This window comes from Pseudomonas sp. IT-P12 (assembly GCF_949767465.1).
In the GTDB taxonomy this organism is placed as follows: Bacteria; Pseudomonadota; Gammaproteobacteria; order Pseudomonadales; family Pseudomonadaceae; genus Aquipseudomonas.
The window spans coordinates 467415-484809 of the sequence record NZ_CATKPY010000021.1 but is presented as its reverse complement, the minus strand read 5'-3'; the positions used below and the strand labels follow the sequence as shown (position 1 = coordinate 484809).

Sequence of the window (17395 nt, the reverse complement as noted above, 5' to 3'; positions counted from 1 at the left end):
TGGGGCGTGTTGTATTGAGGGGTCAAGGTCGCTGGCCGACGCGCATTTCGATCTGGCCGATGCCATCGATCCCGGCGTTGATGATGTCGCCGGGTTGCAGCACATCGACGCCCGCCGGGCTGCCGGTCATGATCAGGTCGCCGGCCCGCAGCGCCACCGATTGGGAAATTCGGCTGATGATTTCGCTGACTGACCAGATCTGGCTGTCGAGGCTGTCGCGCTGGCGTTCCACGCCGTTGACGTTCAGCCACAGGTCACCCTCGGGGTGGCCGGCGCGGGAGACCGGCACAATGGCGGTGATGGGCGCGGCGCCGTCGAACACCTTGGCACCTTCCCATGGCAAGCCATTGCTCTTGGCCGAGCGCTGGACATCGCGACGCGTCAGGTCCAGGCCGGCACCGTAGCCCCAGACATAGGCCAGTGCCTGATCTTCCGGAATATTGGCGCCGCCCTCGCCGATGGCCACGACCAGTTCGATTTCGTGGGCGAACTCGTCGGTCAGGGGCGGGAACGCCACTTCACCGGTGGCATCCACCACGTTGCTGGCCGGTTTCATGAAAAACACCGGTGGCTGGCGGGACTGGCCCTGGGTGTCTGGCCAGGGGTAATTGCGTCCGACGCAGAATACCCGGCCGACGGGGAAGCGCTTGGGGCTCCCGGCAACGGGCAGGGTAACGGGCAGATCCGGGGTGAACACGTAGTCGGTCATGGTCATTTCTTGTCATTGTCCTGGTGAAGGCATCAGCCTACGGCGGCTTCGTTTGGCGAAGTTGGACGAAAGCCGCCTCGTATTGGAGAAAAACGCGTTTCTGTACTTAACGAACCTTGAGTTCGATGCGGTGCAAGCGACCGAGCAGGAACGAATAGGACAAGGTGCCCATCAGTGCCACGCCGCCAATGAACCAGAAGGCAAAGGCGAAGGAGCCTGTCGACTGGACGATTGCGCCGATCACGATCGGGGTGACGATCCCGCCGATGTTGGCGGCCAGGCTGGTGACCCCGCCGGTCAGGCCGATGAGTTCCTTGGGCGCCACTTCCGAAACCGCCGCCCATGACGACGAGGCGATGCCCTGGGCAAAGAAGGCGATGGTCAGGATGGCAATGCAGATCAGGTTCGAATCGGTGAAATTCACCAGGACAATCGACATGCCCAGCATCGATCCCACCACCAGCGGCAACTTGCGGGCAAACGACATGGAATAGCCGCGACGGATCAACAGGTCGGAGACGATGCCCGCCAGCAGGATGCCGACCGTTGCGCCGACGAACGGCATCACGGCAAAGATCCCGGCCTTGATCGTGGTCAGCTGGCGCTCTTCGATCAGGTACGTCGGGAACCAGGTGAGGAAAAAATACAGCGCCGAGGTGCTGGCGAACTTGCCGATGCAAATCGCCCAGATCTGCCGATAGGTGAACAGCTCGGCAATCTGCCGCCAGTTGAATTTGGTGCGTTCCTGACTGCACTTGACCAGTCCTCCGCCCGACTCGATGTACTTCAGTTCTTCCTGGCTGACTTTCTTGCAGTTCAGCGGATCGCGGTACATGTACAGCCAGATCACCCCGAAAACGATGCCGAGTGCCCCGGTGCTGTAGAACACGTGGCGCCAGTCAAAGGTCGTGGCCAGCCACAGAAGCGCGCCAGTAAACAGTGCCGTGCCCAGGTACTGGCCGCACACGTAGATGCTGCTGGCCATGCCCCGTTCCCGGGCCGGAAACCACACCGTCACCGCACGGCTGTTGGCCGGAAAGGCCGGCGCTTCCATGGCGCCGACGGCCAGGCGCAGGCCGAACAGCGACGCAAAGCCCGTGGCAAAACCCTGGCAGACGGTGACTGTCGACCAACTGATCAGCGAGACGCCGTAAGTGAACCGGGAGCCGAAGCGATCGGCCACGAACCCGGCAGGCACCAGGGCGAGGGCGTAAGTCCAGGCGAACGCCGAGAAAATCAGGCCCATCTCGATCTTGTCCAGGCCCAGGTCCTTGGACAGGAAGGGCGCAGCAATCGAGATGTTCACCCGGTCGATGTAGTTGATGATCGTTGCAATCAGCAGCAGCGACAGCATGATCCAGCGCCGGCGTGTCGGCAGGCGCTGAGGCATCACGGCATCCCGGATGCCGGCACTCAGCGGTGGGGCGGTGGACGCAGAGGTTTGTGAGTTCGACATGAGTGGACCTTCTTATTGTCAGGTGAATCAAGTGGTTCGCGCGCAGCCGAAGCCCTTGCCCCCATTGCCGGGGACAGCGAAATCTCTGCTGGAAAAAGAGGCGCGAACAGCCGCTGTCAGGTGTTCAGGGACGCCTTGGAGTCGGGAAGGGCGGGGGAGGATTGGCGAGAGAAAAAAACGGGTTCATGAGTGCGCACCTTTTGATTGTTTTTGGAAGGAGTCGGGCTGCAATGACTGCCACAGTGGTCGTACAACCTGGCAAAATCAACGGAGGCGTTAGATCGTTTTTTTCGCTGAAAACGGCGTGAAATGCATCTGTCCAAGAAAAATCCTACCGACGCATTTCTTTATATTTGCGTCGATGGATTCATAACTATCTGTTTTATAAGAAATAAGATTTAGACAGGCTGTGCGGGATTTTTGGACAGTCGAAATATCACTCACGGATACAATTATTTTTCGGAATCGCGCTGTCATCCTATGTCGTGTTGAAGTCGAGCCGTAATCGCCCTCACAATGGGCCTCGTCGCCGCACAACGACAACCTGTCCATGTATTGCCGAGGATCCCCAGGAAATGTCGTCACCGAGTCGTGTTCCCACCTACGTCATGCAGCAGCGCAGCGAGCTGACGGACTTCTACATTCGCGACAAAAAGGGCCGACGCGCCGAAACCAGCCCGCATCGCCACGAATACTTCCAGATTCAGGTCAACCTGGGTGGCGACACCGTCCAGCACATCGGTAACGTCGAACGTCCGTTTCCGCGCAACACGCTGGCGTTCATCCTGCCGCATCGCGTGCACGTGATCCCGCACCCGGCCGACAGCAATTTCATTGTGATCAATTTTTCCCAGACCTTTCTGCTGCCGCACCTGCAGTGCGATCCGATGGATCTGGAGGAGGTGTCGATCCTGCTGGCGCCCGAGCTGTCGCCGTTTCGCTTCCAGGAGCATCTGGACTTCATCCTTGCCGATGAGGATTTCAGCAAGGTCTGCGGATTGATCGAACAGATGCGCGTGCTGGACGAGAACCGCCAATTCGGCACCCGCGAGATGCTCAAGGGATTGCTGCTGCAACTGGTGGGGGGCGTGTGTGCCTTGTATGCCGAGCCGCTCAAGCGGCTGGCCGAAGAGAACGCCGCTGAAGTCAGCCGACGCGATGCGTTGAGCCGGATGTCCGAGTATCTACGCAAGAACATCGCCGACCCGGACCTCAACCTGATCAAGGTCGCCGCCGCGACCTACCTGTCACCGACCTACCTGACGCACTGGTTGCGCAAGGAAATCGGCAAGACCTTCACCGAACTGGTGCTGGAACGCCGGATGCACGCGGCGCGCAATTACCTGCTCAACGGCACGCGGCCTGTGGGGGAGGTGGCGAGGTTGTGTGGCTTCGCCGATGAAGCCTACTTTTCGCGGCGCTTTCGCCAGATCCATGGCCAGCCCCCGGGGCAATTCCGCCGCCAGCAACTCAATCCCGACACGCCGCAATCACCGTCCAACACCTGATGGGTCGTTCGATCGCAGAGTGGGTGGTCAGAGAGAAATCACACCGGTCATCGCGCTACCGTGCCGTCGAGGCAACACGAACATTTGAGTCGTCCGGCTGCCAACCGCCACCCAATGCCTTGAACGCGGCCACAGCCGCGCGAGCCGACTCGGTTTTCGCCTGAGCTCTGCCATCAGATGGGGTCAAGATCAAGCCTGAGCCCGTGCATGAGCCTTTGCGGCCATTGGGTTGAGCCGGAAGGTCGAGGCCGTCGCCGGCCAAAGCGCGTCGGCGCGGTCTGCAGGTGGGGCTGAACGGGAAGCGGATTTGGAGAAGGTAATCCCATAAACGAAAAAACCCGCCGTAAGGCGGGTTTTGAAGGGTTTGCAGAGATTCTGAAAGCTATCCCTGAAACCTTGTCTGGCTCCACGACCTGGACTCGAACCAGGGACCCAGTGATTAACAGTCACTTGCTCTACCAACTGAGCTATCGCGGAATGGCGTGCATGTTACTGATTCAAAAAGAGAAGTCAAGCGCGCCATGGCAATTTGAGCGATTGATCGGGACGGGCGGCGGTTTATCGTCGATTGACGGTTACCAGAAACGCATCGCAGGTCTACCATGGCGGCCCGGAAGTGGTAACACACGCTGCCGGCCATTCGCCGAAAAGGTACGCGCCATGAACCATTCAACCTTCACCGCCTGCACCCACGGGGTGTTCGCATGAGCATCGGACAAATCAGCCTGCCTAAAGGGGTTGGCCCACACGCCGAGAAACTGTTCGATGCGATCACGCAAGCCAGTACCGCTGCCGACTTGAACCGTGCTGGGGGCAAGGCCGAAGGGTTTGTCCTGGGCCTGGAAAGCACCAAGGCGATCAAGAGCCAGGTCGCGGAATCGCTGTACGTCGCCTTCGACGACGCCGCCAGCCAGCGTGCGAGCGAACTGGCCTAGCCGCCGAAGGTGATCGTGCCGAGCATCAGTTTGGCGTAGAGCAGCGTCGCGCCCAGTTGCACCAGCCACAGGGCCAGACCGCCGAGGAACACCCCGGCCGCCACTTGCAGTACCAGGTTGTTGGCGCGTTTTGCCGGGGGGCGGGGGACGAACACGTCGAGGTCGTCCAGGTCATCGCGCTCTGCGCGCAGGTCATCGTTTTTCATTGGCATTCTCGTCTGAACTCATGGGTGTACATGAAGCCTGTAGGGGCGAGGAGGTTCGCTCCCACCATCGATCTGTGTGCAGTCTAGGGGGCCTGGGGGGCGGTTTGAGAATTATCTTGGACAAATAAAAAACGGGAAGCTCATTGGCTTCCCGTTTTTTTTACTGCTCGACGACTCAGATCACCGCAACGATCGCCTTGGTGACGACATCGATGTTGCTCTGGTTCAGCGCGGCCACGCAGATGCGGCCGGTGTCCAGGGCATAGATGCCGAATTCGTTGCGCAGGCGGTGAACCTGTTCAACGCTCAGGCCGGAGTAGGAGAACATGCCGCGCTGACGACCGACGAAGCTGAAGTCGCGCTGCGGCGCCTGTTGGGCCAGCAGGTCGACCATCTGCGTGCGCATGCCGCGAATGCGCAGGCGCATCTCGGCCAGTTCCGCTTCCCACTGGGCGCGCAGTTCCGGATTGTTCAGCACGGCGGCAACGATGCTCGCGCCGTGGGTCGGCGGGTTGGAGTAGTTGGTGCGGATCACGCGTTTGACTTGCGACAGCACGCGCGCGCTTTCTTCCTTCGACTCGCTGACGATCGACAGAGCGCCCACGCGCTCGCCGTACAGCGAGAAGGACTTGGAGAACGAGCTGGAGACGAAGAACGTCAGCCCCGACTCAGCGAACAGGCGCACGGCTGCGGCGTCTTCGTCGATGCCGTCGCCAAAGCCCTGGTAAGCCATGTCGAGGAACGGTACGTGACCTTTGGCCTTGACCACTTCGAGAACGTTTTTCCAGTCCGCCGGGCTCAGGTCGACGCCGGTCGGGTTGTGACAGCAGGCGTGCAGCACAACGATGGAGCCGGAAGGCAGGGCATTGAGGTCTTCCAGCAGGCCGGCGCGGTTGACGTCGTGGGTCGCAGCATCGTAGTAACGGTAGTTCTGCACCGGGAAACCGGCGGTTTCGAACAGCGCGCGGTGGTTTTCCCAGCTCGGGTCGCTGATGGCGACGACGGCGTTCGGCAGCAGCTGCTTGAGGAAGTCGGCGCCGATTTTCAGCGCACCGGTACCGCCAACGGCTTGGGTGGTGACCACGCGGCCAGCGGCGATCAGTGGCGAATCATTGCCGAACAGCAGTTTCTGCACCGCCTGGTCATAGGCAGCAATACCGTCGATCGGCAGGTAACCACGGGAAGCGTGTTGAGCGACGCGAATCGTCTCGGCTTCGACAACGGCGCGCAGGAGTGGAATTCGCCCCTCCTCGTTGCAGTAAACACCGACCCCCAGGTTGACCTTGCTGGTACGGGTATCGGCGTTGAATGCTTCGTTGAGGCCCAGGATTGGATCGCGTGGTGCCATTTCGACAGCGGAGAACAGGCTCATTTTTGCGGCGGCTCTGAATGGAGTGTGGAGGGACGTGTCGCGCTCCAGCCGAATGCACTAGAGCGGTGCACAAACGGGGAGCTAGTATAGAGGCCATCTGCGAGTGATGGCGACAGCCGAATCGGCTTTTACCGTAAGTTTTTCCGATTATTTTTCGACCGTTAGTCGATTGGCCGCGTCATAGTCTTTAAGGGATGTAGGGCGTTTGTCTTGAAAGAGCGGGCAATCGACTCCACATTGAGCGCAATCCAGTTTTTTCCTCGGGCGATTTCGGTCGTTTGCGGTCTTTTTCGTTGCTGTCCGGTTGACCCGGACGGGCGCGACCCAGAGGGTATTTCATGTCTGAATTCCAGCTAGTCACCCGATTCGAGCCCGCCGGCGACCAGCCGGAAGCCATTCGCCTGATGGTCGAGGGCATCGAGGCCGGGCTGGCGCACCAGACGCTGCTCGGCGTTACCGGTTCGGGCAAGACGTTCAGCATCGCCAACGTGATCGCCCAGGTCCAGCGCCCGACGCTGGTACTGGCACCGAACAAGACCCTGGCCGCGCAGTTGTACGGAGAGTTCAAGGCGTTTTTCCCGAACAATGCCGTCGAATACTTCGTGTCCTACTACGACTACTATCAACCCGAAGCCTACGTGCCGTCCTCGGACACCTTCATCGAGAAAGATGCCTCGATCAACGACCATATCGAGCAGATGCGCCTGTCCGCGACCAAGGCGTTGCTGGAGCGCAAGGACGCGATCATCGTCACCACAGTGTCGTGCATCTACGGTCTGGGCAGCCCGGAAACCTACCTGAAAATGGTGTTGCACGTGGATCGCGGCGACAGGCTCGACCAGCGCGCGTTGTTGCGCCGCCTCGCCGACCTGCAATACACCCGCAACGACATGGATTTCGCCCGTGCGACCTTCCGTGTCCGCGGTGACGTGATCGACATCCATCCGGCGGAATCCGATTTCGAGGCAATCCGCATCGAGTTGTTCGACGACGAAGTGGAGAGCCTCTCGGCCTTCGACCCGTTGACCGGTGAGGTGATCCGCAAGCTGCCGCGCTTCACCTTCTATCCGAAGAGCCACTACGTCACCCCGCGTGAAACCCTGCTCGATGCCGTGGAGGGCATCAAGGTGGAGTTGCAGGAACGCCTGGAGTACCTGCGCTCCAACAACAAGCTGGTGGAAGCCCAGCGCCTGGAACAGCGCACGCGATTCGACCTGGAGATGATCCTCGAGCTGGGCTATTGCAACGGCATCGAAAACTATTCGCGCTACCTGTCCGGGCGTCCGGCCGGCGCGGCGCCACCGACGCTCTACGACTACCTGCCCGCCGACGCCTTGCTGGTGATCGATGAGTCCCATGTCAGCGTGCCGCAAGTGGGGGCCATGTATAAGGGCGACCGTTCGCGCAAGGAGACCCTGGTGGAGTACGGTTTCCGTCTGCCGTCGGCGCTGGACAACCGGCCCATGCGGTTCGACGAATGGGAAGGGGTGAGCCCGCAGACCATCTTCGTCTCGGCAACGCCGGGCAATTACGAGGCCGAGCACGCCGGGCGTGTCATCGACATGGTGGTGCGCCCGACCGGTCTGGTGGACCCGCAGATCGAGATTCGCCCGGCATTGACCCAGGTCGACGACTTGCTGTCGGAAATCACCCAGCGCGTCGCCGTCGATGAGCGGGTGCTGGTCACCACGCTGACCAAGCGCATGGCCGAAGACCTGACCGATTACCTGGCCGACCATGGCGTACGGGTGCGCTACCTGCACTCGGACATCGACACCGTGGAGCGGGTGGAAATCATCCGCGACCTGCGCCTGGGCACCTTCGATGTGCTGGTGGGCATCAACCTGCTGCGCGAAGGCCTGGACATGCCCGAGGTGTCGCTGGTGGCGATTCTCGATGCGGACAAGGAGGGCTTCCTGCGTTCCGAGCGCTCGCTGATCCAGACCATCGGCCGGGCGGCGCGCAACCTCAATGGTCGGGCGATTCTTTACGCGGACAGGATTACCGGTTCGATGGAGCGGGCGATCGGCGAAACCGAGCGGCGGCGCGACAAGCAGATCGCGTTCAACCTGGCCAATGGCATCGTCCCCAAAGGCGTGACCAAGGACGTCGCCGACATCATGGAAGGCGCTACCGTGCCCGGCTCGCGCAGCAAGAAGCGCAAAGGCATGGCCAAGGCTGCCGAGGAAAGCGCCAAGTACGAAGCCGAATTGCGCTCGCCGGGCGAGATCGCCAAGCGCATCAAGGCGCTGGAAGAGAAAATGTACCAACTGGCCCGCGACCTGGAATTCGAAGCGGCGGCGCAGATGCGCGACGAGATCAGCAAGTTGCGGGAGCGGTTGATCGAGGTTTGAATTTTTTGCGGTGCCTGGGCTGGCCCCATCGCGAGCAAGCCCGCTCCCACACTTACCGCGTCGTACCCAATATTTGTGGCACACGCAATAACTGTGGGAGCGGGCTTGCTCGCGATGAGGCCAGAAGCGACACCACAAAACTCAATGCGCTTCCCCAGCCTTCAACCCCGCCGGCAACGCCTTGGTCAGCAACACCGCCACCATGCTGATCCCCAGCGCAATCCCGACAAAATGAAACGCATCGTTGTAAGCCATGATCGACGCCTGCTGATGGGCGATCTCGCTGAGTTTGCCCAGCGCCGCCGTTTCGCTGCCAAACCGGTCCGTCAGTGACGCAATGCGCTCGGCCACCTGCGGGTTGGTCGGCACGATCGCTTCGCGCAGATAATCAAAATAGGTCTTGGTCCGAGCATCCAGCAGCGTGGCGAGGAGGGCGATACCGATCGCTCCGCCGAGGTTGCGCAGGATGTTGAACAGGCTCGACGCCGAGCCAGCGTCCTGCGGCAGGATGTAGGCGGTGGCGATCAGCGAAATGGTCACCATGATCAGCGGCTGGCCCAGGGCGCGGATGATCTGGATCTGATTGAACTGCGGCCCGGCGAAATCCGGGTTCAGCACGCCCGAAGAGAAACTCGCCAGCCCGAACAGCCCGAAACCCAGGGTGCACAGCCATTTCGGCGAGACAATTTTCATGAGTTTCGGCACCAGCGGAATCAGGAACAGCTGCGGCACGCCCATCCACATGATCACCTCGCCGATCTGCAGGGCGTTGTAGTTCTGGATCTGCGCCAGGTACAGCGGCAGCAGATAGATCGAGCCATACAGGCCGACCCCCATGCCGATGCTGGAAATGCTCGAGAGGCCGAAGTTGCGGTTGCCCAGGATGCCGAGGTTGATCAGCGGGTTGGGCTTGGAGAACTGCACGATCACAAAGGTGATCAGGCTGATCAGGGCAATGCTGCCGAGGGTGACGATCAGGTCCGATTCGAGCCAGTCCTTGCGATGACCCTCCTCGAGAAACACCTGCAGACAGCCTAGGCCGATCCCGAGCGTGACAATCCCCGTGTAGTCGGTGCTTTTGAGCAGCTCCCAGTGCGCTGCCTTCTTCTCCAGGCCATACATCAGGCCGGCGATCATGATCAGGCCTGGCGGCACGTTGATGTAGAAGATGTATTCCCACCCCCAGTTTTCCGTGAGCCAGCCACCCAGTGTCGGACCGATGGAGGGCGCGAACGTCGCCGTCATGGCGAACATGGCCATGCCCTTGGCGCGGTGATGCTCCGGCAGCTTGATCAGGGTCAGGGTGAATGCCAGCGGGATCAGCGCACCGCCGGTGAACCCTTGCAGGGCACGGAACACGATCATGCTTTCCAGGCTCCAGGCCATGGAACAGAGCAGCGACGCGACGAGAAACCCGAGCGACACCCAGACCGCCAGGCGGCGCGCCGAGAGCAACTGCACCAGCCAGGCCGTCAGCGGAATCATGATGATTTCCGCGACCAGGTACGAAGTCGAGATCCACGAGCCTTCTTCCAGGGTCGCCGACAGCGCGCCCTGAATGTCCTTGAGCGACGAGTTGGTGATCTGAATGTCGAGCACTGCCATGAACGCGCCGAGCATCACGCTCATCACCGCAATCCAGTCCCGCCGGGTCGGTTCTCCGACCGGGCGGATCAGTTGATCACCGGCCATCGTCAGGGCTGTCTTTGATGTTCACTGTCGCGGTGACCGACATGCCCGGGCGAATCCTGCCGCGCAGCGGGTTGTCTGCGGCGAAGGTCAGTTTGACCGGGATCCGTTGGACGACTTTGGTGAAGTTGCCCGTGGCATTGTCCGGTGGCAACAGGCTGAACTGCGCGCCCGAGGCGGCGAACAGGCTGTCGACCCGTGCCTCGATGGGCGTGTCGCTGTAGGCATCGAAGGTCAGCTCGGCTTTCTGGCCGGGCTGCATGTGGCCGATCTGGGTTTCCTTGAAGTTGGCCTGGATCCAGATGTCCTGGTCCGGGACGATCGACAGCAGATAGGCGCCGGCCTGCACGTACTGGCCGTTGCGCGCCGCGCGCTGGCCGATCAGACCGCTGATGGGGGCGTGGATTTCGCTGCGGGTGAGGTTGAGCTCGGCCTGGGCCAGGTCGGTCCTGGCGTTGGCGATCATCGCGTCGAGGCGCTTGATTTCGGCATTCAGGGAGTCGACTTGCTGGCGCTGGCCTTGCGCGTCGGCCTGGGCCTTGCTCACCTGCGAGCGGGCAATGTGGTTGTCGGCCGAAAGGGTGGTGACCCGTTCCTCGGAAACGTAGCCCGGTTTGCGCAAGGCTTGCGCGCGGGCCAGGTCGATTTGCGAGCGGCCGAGGCTGGCCTGGCTGGAGGCCACTTGGGCTTCGCTGGCCGCAATCAGGCTGGCTTGCTGGGTCAGTTTGCTCTGTGCCTGCAGGCGTTCGGCCTGGCGGGTGGCGAGCGTGGCATTGGCGCGGTCGACGGCGAGCTGGAAGTCATCGCCTTCGAGCCTGATCAGCAGTTGGCCTTTCTCCACGTGCTGGTTGTCCTGCACCAGCACTTGGTCGATGCGCGCGCCCAGCTGGCTCGACACGCGGGTGATTTCACCCTGGACATAGGCGTTGTCGGTGCTTTCATAAAACCGCCCCTTGAAGAACCAGTGGGCAAAAAAGCCCCCGGCAATCAGCAGGACAATCAACAGGAAAATGAGCAGGCGGCGCTTGAGTTGGGCAGGCATGGGGCAAACTGTAGTCGAGAAATTGTAAGGAAAGTTATCAGCAGGCGAATTTGGCATACAGCCAATAGTGGGTAAATGCCATCGGGTGATAATCCGTCATTCATCGCGGTGGCGGCCCCTTGTAGAGGCAAGCTTGGCTTAAATGCCCTGCTCACTGGAGCCGGGCGGGCAACGCCTGTTAACATTCGCGCTTTGTTTCATCTTCATTTCGAGACTTGCCATGACCACCGTCCGCACGCGCATTGCGCCATCGCCTACCGGGGACCCCCACGTAGGTACCGCTTACATCGCCTTGTTCAACTACTGCTTCGCCAAGCAGCACGGCGGTGAGTTCATCCTGCGGATCGAGGATACCGACCAGTTGCGTTCGACCCGCGAGTCCGAGCAGCAGATTTTCGACGCCCTGCGCTGGCTGGGTATCGACTGGAGTGAAGGTCCGGACGTGGGTGGTCCGCACGGTCCTTACCGGCAAAGCGAGCGTGGCGATATCTATCAGAAGTACTGCCAGCAACTGGTGGACCTGGGGCATGCGTTCCCGTGCTTCTGCACCGCCGAAGAGCTGGACCAGATGCGTGCCGAGCAGATGGCCCGTGGCGAAACCCCGCGTTATGACGGCCGCGCATTGCTGCTGTCCAAGGAAGAAGTCGCTCGGCGCCTGGCCGCCGGCGAACCGCACGTGATCCGCATGAAAGTGCCGAGCGAAGGTGTGTGCGTGGTTCCGGACATGCTGCGTGGCGATGTCGAGATCCCGTGGGATCGCATGGACATGCAGGTGCTGATGAAGACCGACGGCCTGCCGACGTACTTCCTGGCCAACGTGGTCGACGACCATCTGATGGGCATCACCCACGTGTTGCGCGGCGAAGAATGGCTGCCTTCGGCACCGAAACTGATCCTGCTGTACGAGTATTTCGGTTGGGAGCAGCCGCAGCTGTGCTACATGCCGCTGCTGCGTAATCCGGACAAGAGCAAGCTGTCCAAGCGCAAGAACCCGACTTCGGTGACGTTCTACGAGCGCATGGGGTTCATGCCGGAAGCCATGCTCAATTACCTGGGGCGCATGGGCTGGTCGATGCCGGACGAGCGCGAAAAGTTCTCGCTGCAGGAAATGGTCGACCACTTCGACCTGAGCCGCGTCTCCCTCGGCGGGCCGATTTTCGACATCGAGAAGCTGTCGTGGCTCAACGGCCAGTGGCTGCGTGACCTGCCGGTGGAAGAGTTTGCCGCGCGGGTGCAGAAGTGGGCGTTCAACCCCGACTACATGATGAAGATCGCACCGCATGTCCAGGGCCGGGTGGAGACCTTCAGCCAGGTCGCACCGCTGGCAGGGTTCTTCTTTGCCGGTGGCGTCAACCCGGATGCCAGTCTGTTCGAGTCGAAGAAACTCTCGGGCGATCAGGTTCGTCAGTTGATGCAGTTGATCCTGTGGAAGCTGGAGAGCCTGCGTCAGTGGGAAAAGGACAACATTACCGCGACGATCCAGGCGGTGGTCGAATCCCTGGAGCTGAAGCTGCGTGACGCGATGCCGTTGATGTTTGCCGCCATCACGGGGCAGGCGAGCTCGGTGTCGGTGCTCGATGCCATGGAAATCCTTGGTCCGGACCTGACCCGTTTCCGTCTGCGCCAGGCCATCGATCTGCTCGGTGGCGTGTCGAAGAAGGAAAACAAGGAGTGGGAAAAACTGCTGGGTAACATCGCCTGATTCAGGGCGTCTTCCCGTAGCCGCCCTCACGGGTGGCGGCTACGGGAACGGAGACACCCCCGGATTTACGGGGCAGGGCGGTAAGTGATTGTTATGTCGGCAAAAAATTTTGGAAATTGTTAAAAATAAATTTGACACGTTTCCGAAGCGCCATTAAGATTCGCCCCGTCCTCAGCGATGAGGGGCTATAGCTCAGCTGGGAGAGCGCTTGCATGGCATGCAAGAGGTCGACGGTTCGATCCCGTCTAGCTCCACCAATTTACACTTCAAGGTCTGGCCACACCGGCCTTGAAGCGATCAGCACTCAGCGCTGATCAGTTGTATAGAAGGGTTTGCGTCCCCTTCGTCTAGTGGCCTAGGACACCGCCCTTTCACGGCGGTAACAGGGGTTCGAGTCCCCTAGGGGACGCCAGTTTTACAGAAGCGATGTTGCAAGATGTCGCTCCGCCGCGAGGCGAAAAATCCGGGGCTATAGCTCAGCTGGGAGAGCGCCTGCATGGCATGCAGGAGGTCAGCGGTTCGATCCCGCTTAGCTCCACCAATTTACAGTTCAAGGTCTGGCCACACCGGCCTTGAATCGATCAGCACTCAGCACTGATCAGTTGCATAGAAGGTTTTGCGTCCCCTTCGTCTAGTGGCCTAGGACACCGCCCTTTCACGGCGGTAACAGGGGTTCGAGTCCCCTAGGGGACGCCACGATTACCCGCTCTGCGGGATTTTATAAGGGTCATTCAATTATTGAATGGCCCTTTTGTTTGTCTGGCGTTTGACCAAAATCCCTCATTTCTTTCCCACGGCGCTTCAGACCGACGGTCACAATCACGGCTTGCAGAAAATTATTATGAGAATAATATTCTAGTCGTAATATTTGGAGGCAACGATGAACGACAAAAAAGCTCAAACCCGCGAACGCATTCTCAAGGCCGCCAGTGCTGCGCTCATACAGCGTGGCCCGGCTGAACCGAGTGTGGGCGAAGTGATGGGGGCAGCCGGCCTGACGGTGGGCGGCTTCTATGCGCACTTCGAAAGCAAGGACGCGATGATGCTGGAGGCGTTCAAGCAACTGCTCGGTCACCGCCGTGGACTGATTGCCGACATGGACGCCGAGTTGACCGGTGAAGAGCGTCGCGCTCTGGTCGCAGCGTTCTACCTGTCACGCAAACACCGCGATTCGTCTGAGTCGGCCTGCCCGATCCCGGCGTCGGTCGGCGAGCTGGGGCGTCTGCCGGACGCGTTCCGTGTGGCGTTGAACGAGCATGTGGAGTTGATGGTCGCGCAGTTGGCGGCCAGCCCGGAAGACACCGACAAGGCATTGGCCGATATGGCGCTGATGGTCGGTGGCCTGGCCCTGGCACGGGCGCTGGGACCGGGAGAGTTGTCCGATCGATTGCTGCGTGCCGCCAAGTCGGCGGTGCTATGACCTGAAGGCACTGGCCTGGGGAGTGAGAGCGATGAGCACGTTGAAGTGGGTTCGTGGCGTTAATGGCACCTTGGGCTGGTTTGCACCGAAGCTGGTCGCAGCAAAAATGCGACTGGCGTTCATGACGCCGCGGGATCTGCCGCCGCGTGACTGGGAATTGCCACTGCTGGCAAGATCCGAGCGTATCACCCTGCGTTTCGGTCTCTCGGCCCTGCGCTGGGGGCAAGGCCCGGCGGTGTTGCTGATGCACGGTTGGGAAGGACGGCCGACCCAGTTTGCCAGCCTGATCACGGCGCTGGTCGAGGCCGGATACTCCGTGGTGGCGCTGGATGGTCCGGGTCACGGCCGTTCCCCTGGCCGTGAAGCGAATGTCATGCTGTTCGCCCGCGCCATGCTTGAAGCCGCCGCCGAACTGCCGCCCTTGCAGGCGGTCATCGGCCACTCGATGGGCGGCGCCAGTGCCATGCTGGCGGTCCAGTTGGGGCTGCGGACCGAAACCTTGGTGACGATTGCGGCACCGGCCAGGATTCTCGGGGTGCTGCGAGGTTTTGCCCGTTACGTGCGACTGCCGCCCAAAGCCCGCTCGGCGTTCATCCGTGAGGTTGAAAAAGACGTCGGGATGCGCGCGGCGGCACTGGACGTCGCACACTATCAGCTGGACATGCCCGGGCTGATCGTTCATGCCGAAGACGACCGCCTGGTCTCGGTCAAGGAATCCCAGTTGATCCACGACGCCTGGTTCGACAGCCGATTGTTGCGCCTGCCCGAGGGCGGTCATCAACGGGTGCTGGCCGACCCGCGTGTCATTGATGGCGTGTTATCACTGCTGGCCGGCCGCAGCCTGCAATCGCGCCAATCGGCCTGAGCATCCGTTACACTGCCCCGGTCGAAACAATCTGACCGGGAGTGGGGCATGGGCTGGGATCGGGCAACGCCATTTATCATCGATCTGGAAGTGGGCGCCGAGGACATCGATGGCCTGGGGCACGCCAATAACGCGGTGTACGTGAGTTGGCTCGAACGCTGCGCCTGGCGCCACTCTCAGCGCCTGGGTCTGGATCTGGTCGAGTACCGGCGCCTGGACCGGGCGATGGCGGTGGTGCGTCACGAGATCGATTACCTGGCGGCGGCCTACGAGGGTGACCAGTTGCAACTGGCGACCTGGATCGTCGATTGGGACCAGCGCCTGAAAATGACCCGACACTTCCAGCTCAAGCGCCCGCGCGACAACGCCACGTTGTTGCGCGCGCAAACCACGTTTGTCTGCATCGAACTGTCCACGGGTCGGCCCAAACGCATGCCGGCCGAGTTCATCGAAGGCTATGGCCCGGCGTTGCCGGTGTTGGATCTGCTGAAGAGCTGATGGGAGCCCCCACGGGGAATCTTTGATGTTCTGCGGTTTCCCGCGTAATCCAGTAAACTGCCGCACGTTTTTCGTCGAGTGTGTTTCTCATGCAAATTGCCCTGGCACCCATGGAGGGGTTGGTCGACAACATCCTGCGGGACGTGCTGACCCGGGTGGGTGGTATCGATTGGTGCGTGACCGAGTTCATCCGGATCAACGACCAGTTGCTGACCCCGGCCTACTTCCACAAATTCGGCCCTGAGCTGCTGACCGGTGCGCGTACCGCCGCCGGTGTGCCCTTGCGCGTGCAGCTGCTGGGTTCCGATCCGGTGTGCCTGGCGGAAAACGCGGCGCTGGCCTGCGAATTGGGCTCTGAAGTCATCGACCTGAATTTCGGTTGCCCGGCCAAGACCGTCAACAAGTCGCGGGGTGGGGCAGTGCTGCTCAAGGAGCCCGAGCTGTTGAACCGGATTGTCGAGCATGTCCGTCGCGCGGTGCCGGCGCACATTCCGGTCACCGCGAAGATGCGCCTGGGTTTCGACAGCCCGGATGGCTCGCTGGACTGCGCCACGGCCCTGGCTGACGGCGGTGCGGAACACATCGTGGTGCATGCGCGAACCAAGACCGATGGCTATAAACCACCGGCCCACTGGGAATGGATTCCGCGCGTGCAGGACGTGGTGAAGGTGCCGGTGTTCGCCAATGGCGACATCTGGAGTGTCGAAGACTGGCGTCGTTGCCGGGAAATCAGCGGCGTGGAAGACATCATGCTCGGTCGCGGCCTGGTGTCGCGTCCGGACCTGGGCCGGCAGATCATGGCAGCCCGTGCCGGTGAAGAAGTGGTCGAAATGAGCTGGGCCGAGCTGTTGCCGCTGATCCAGGATTTCTGGCTGCAGGCCAAGGCGCAAATGACGCCACGCCAGTCGCCGGGTCGCTTGAAGCAGTGGCTGGCGATGTTGACGCGCAATTATCCCGAGGCGGTGGCGCTGTTCACCGTGCTGCGACGCGAGACGGAACCGGATCAGGTTTCGCGTTTGCTCGGTTTGCCAGTGGCGCAGGCCGCTTGAAAAAAAATCTGAAAAAAAGCTCTTGAAATGCAATCGGCGGTCCCTATCTAAGGGTTACGCGATGCCGAATTCGGGTCGCGGAGACAAAAAAACTTGCTGATTGTTTTCAGGAGATTTGAATCATGACTACTGCATTTTCCCTCGCGCCTCTGTTCCGTTCCTCGGTAGGTTTCGACCGTTTCAACGACCTGTTCGAAACGGCCCTGCGTAACGAGCCAGGCAGCTCTTACCCTCCCTACAACGTGGAAAAACACGGTGACGATCAATACCGTATCGTCGTGGCGGCGGCCGGTTTCCAGGAAGATGACCTGGAGCTGCAGGTCGAGAAGGGCGTGCTGACCATCAGTGGCGGCAAACGTGATGCGAACGAAGGCGTGACCTTCCTGCATCAAGGCATCGCCCAGCGGGCCTTCAAGCTGTCCTTCCGTCTGGCCGATCACATCGAGATCAAGGCCGCAGACCTGCGCAATGGTCTGTTGAGCATTGACCTGTTGCGGGTCGTTCCGGAAGAGGCAAAGGCCAAGCGCATCCCGATCAACGGGGAGCAAAAGCCGGCCCTGCAGCACTAAGGCCGAGCAACAAAAAAGGGC

The 17395-nt window shown here is 60.9% G+C and carries 15 protein-coding genes, 5 tRNA genes and 1 pseudogene; 13 read left to right on the top strand and 8 right to left on the bottom strand.

Features of this window, described 5'->3' with window-relative positions; translation table 11 throughout:
- Positions 1 to 22: 22 nt before the first annotated feature.
- Together ACM6IM_RS11255 and ACM6IM_RS11250 are read right to left on the bottom strand one after the other, a co-directional pair.
- Entirely contained in the window at positions 23 to 715 is a 693-nt protein-coding gene (locus tag ACM6IM_RS11255) for a fumarylacetoacetate hydrolase family protein (protein ID WP_201189306.1), read from the bottom strand.
- A 100-nt stretch (positions 716 to 815) separates the two neighbouring features.
- Positions 816 to 2165, bottom strand: coding sequence for an MFS transporter (locus ACM6IM_RS11250; protein ID WP_414865155.1), 1350 nt, complete (start codon positions 2163 to 2165; stop codon positions 816 to 818).
- A 575-nt stretch (positions 2166 to 2740) separates the two neighbouring features.
- Here ACM6IM_RS11250 and ACM6IM_RS11245 point away from each other — a divergent pair.
- A complete protein-coding gene (locus ACM6IM_RS11245; protein WP_414865154.1) occupies positions 2741 to 3673 on the top strand; it encodes a helix-turn-helix transcriptional regulator in 933 nt (310 codons plus the stop codon).
- A 55-nt stretch (positions 3674 to 3728) separates the two neighbouring features.
- Here the strand turns inward: ACM6IM_RS11245 and ACM6IM_RS11240 are convergent.
- Positions 3729 to 3863, bottom strand: a pseudogene (locus tag ACM6IM_RS11240) (TolC family protein); the annotation flags it as partial.
- A 211-nt stretch (positions 3864 to 4074) separates the two neighbouring features.
- Positions 4075 to 4150, bottom strand: a tRNA-Asn gene (locus tag ACM6IM_RS11235).
- Positions 4151 to 4377: 227 nt separating this feature from the next.
- Here ACM6IM_RS11235 and ACM6IM_RS11230 point away from each other — a divergent pair.
- Complete coding sequence (locus ACM6IM_RS11230; RefSeq protein WP_192301777.1) at positions 4378 to 4608, top strand: hypothetical protein; 231 nt, start codon at positions 4378 to 4380, stop codon at positions 4606 to 4608.
- On the opposite strand, the gene ACM6IM_RS11225 is transcribed toward ACM6IM_RS11230, so the two are convergent.
- The gene (locus tag ACM6IM_RS11225) at positions 4605 to 4814 is read right to left on the bottom strand and encodes a hypothetical protein (protein ID WP_201189298.1); all 210 of its coding nucleotides are present in this window, start codon (positions 4812 to 4814) and stop codon (positions 4605 to 4607) included. The genes ACM6IM_RS11230 and ACM6IM_RS11225 overlap by 4 nt on opposite strands.
- Before the next feature lie 175 nt (positions 4815 to 4989).
- Positions 4990 to 6186: an amino acid aminotransferase gene (locus ACM6IM_RS11220; protein ID WP_201189296.1), complete on the bottom strand. Its 1197-nt coding sequence runs from the start codon at positions 6184 to 6186 to the stop codon at positions 4990 to 4992.
- A gap of 338 nt (positions 6187 to 6524) precedes the next feature.
- On the opposite strand from ACM6IM_RS11220, the gene uvrB reads away from it, so the two are divergent.
- Positions 6525 to 8540: an excinuclease ABC subunit UvrB gene (gene uvrB / locus ACM6IM_RS11215; protein ID WP_414865153.1), complete on the top strand. Its 2016-nt coding sequence runs from the start codon at positions 6525 to 6527 to the stop codon at positions 8538 to 8540.
- A gap of 141 nt (positions 8541 to 8681) precedes the next feature.
- Here the strand turns inward: uvrB and ACM6IM_RS11210 are convergent, their stop codons facing one another.
- Together ACM6IM_RS11210 and ACM6IM_RS11205 are read right to left on the bottom strand one after the other, a co-directional pair.
- Positions 8682 to 10172, bottom strand: coding sequence for an MDR family MFS transporter (locus ACM6IM_RS11210; protein WP_414865492.1), 1491 nt, complete (start codon positions 10170 to 10172; stop codon positions 8682 to 8684).
- Positions 10173 to 10221: 49 nt separating this feature from the next.
- Complete coding sequence (locus tag ACM6IM_RS11205; protein ID WP_414865152.1) at positions 10222 to 11271, bottom strand: HlyD family secretion protein; 1050 nt, start codon at positions 11269 to 11271, stop codon at positions 10222 to 10224.
- 220 nt (positions 11272 to 11491) lie between these two features.
- On the opposite strand from ACM6IM_RS11205, the gene gltX reads away from it, so the two are divergent.
- The 10 genes from gltX to ACM6IM_RS11155 all read left to right on the top strand — a co-directional run bounded on the left by gltX (position 11492) and on the right by ACM6IM_RS11155 (position 17374).
- Positions 11492 to 12973, top strand: a complete 1482-nt coding sequence (gene gltX / locus ACM6IM_RS11200; protein ID WP_192301772.1) for a glutamate--tRNA ligase — start codon at positions 11492 to 11494, stop codon at positions 12971 to 12973.
- 181 nt (positions 12974 to 13154) lie between these two features.
- Positions 13155 to 13230 (top strand) — tRNA-Ala (locus ACM6IM_RS11195).
- Between the two features lie 79 nt (positions 13231 to 13309).
- Positions 13310 to 13385: transfer RNA gene (locus ACM6IM_RS11190), tRNA-Glu, on the top strand.
- A gap of 53 nt (positions 13386 to 13438) precedes the next feature.
- Positions 13439 to 13514, top strand: a tRNA-Ala gene (locus ACM6IM_RS11185).
- 79 nt (positions 13515 to 13593) lie between these two features.
- Positions 13594 to 13669: transfer RNA gene (locus tag ACM6IM_RS11180), tRNA-Glu, on the top strand.
- A gap of 184 nt (positions 13670 to 13853) precedes the next feature.
- Positions 13854 to 14393 carry a TetR/AcrR family transcriptional regulator gene (locus tag ACM6IM_RS11175; RefSeq protein WP_134421324.1) on the top strand — a complete coding sequence of 180 codons (540 nt, stop codon included), beginning with the start codon at positions 13854 to 13856 and terminating at the stop codon, positions 14391 to 14393.
- Between the two features lie 31 nt (positions 14394 to 14424).
- Positions 14425 to 15258 (top strand): alpha/beta fold hydrolase, encoded by an 834-nt coding sequence (locus ACM6IM_RS11170; protein WP_192301771.1) that lies wholly within the window; start codon positions 14425 to 14427, stop codon positions 15256 to 15258.
- A 48-nt stretch (positions 15259 to 15306) separates the two neighbouring features.
- Positions 15307 to 15756: an acyl-CoA thioesterase gene (locus ACM6IM_RS11165; protein ID WP_414865151.1), complete on the top strand. Its 450-nt coding sequence runs from the start codon at positions 15307 to 15309 to the stop codon at positions 15754 to 15756.
- Positions 15757 to 15845: 89 nt separating this feature from the next.
- On the top strand, positions 15846 to 16805 hold the full coding sequence (locus ACM6IM_RS11160) for a tRNA dihydrouridine synthase (protein ID WP_201189289.1): 960 nt from the start codon (positions 15846 to 15848) through the stop codon (positions 16803 to 16805).
- A gap of 122 nt (positions 16806 to 16927) precedes the next feature.
- Positions 16928 to 17374, top strand: a complete 447-nt coding sequence (locus ACM6IM_RS11155; protein ID WP_192301768.1) for an Hsp20 family protein — start codon at positions 16928 to 16930, stop codon at positions 17372 to 17374.
- Positions 17375 to 17395 lie beyond the last annotated feature (21 nt).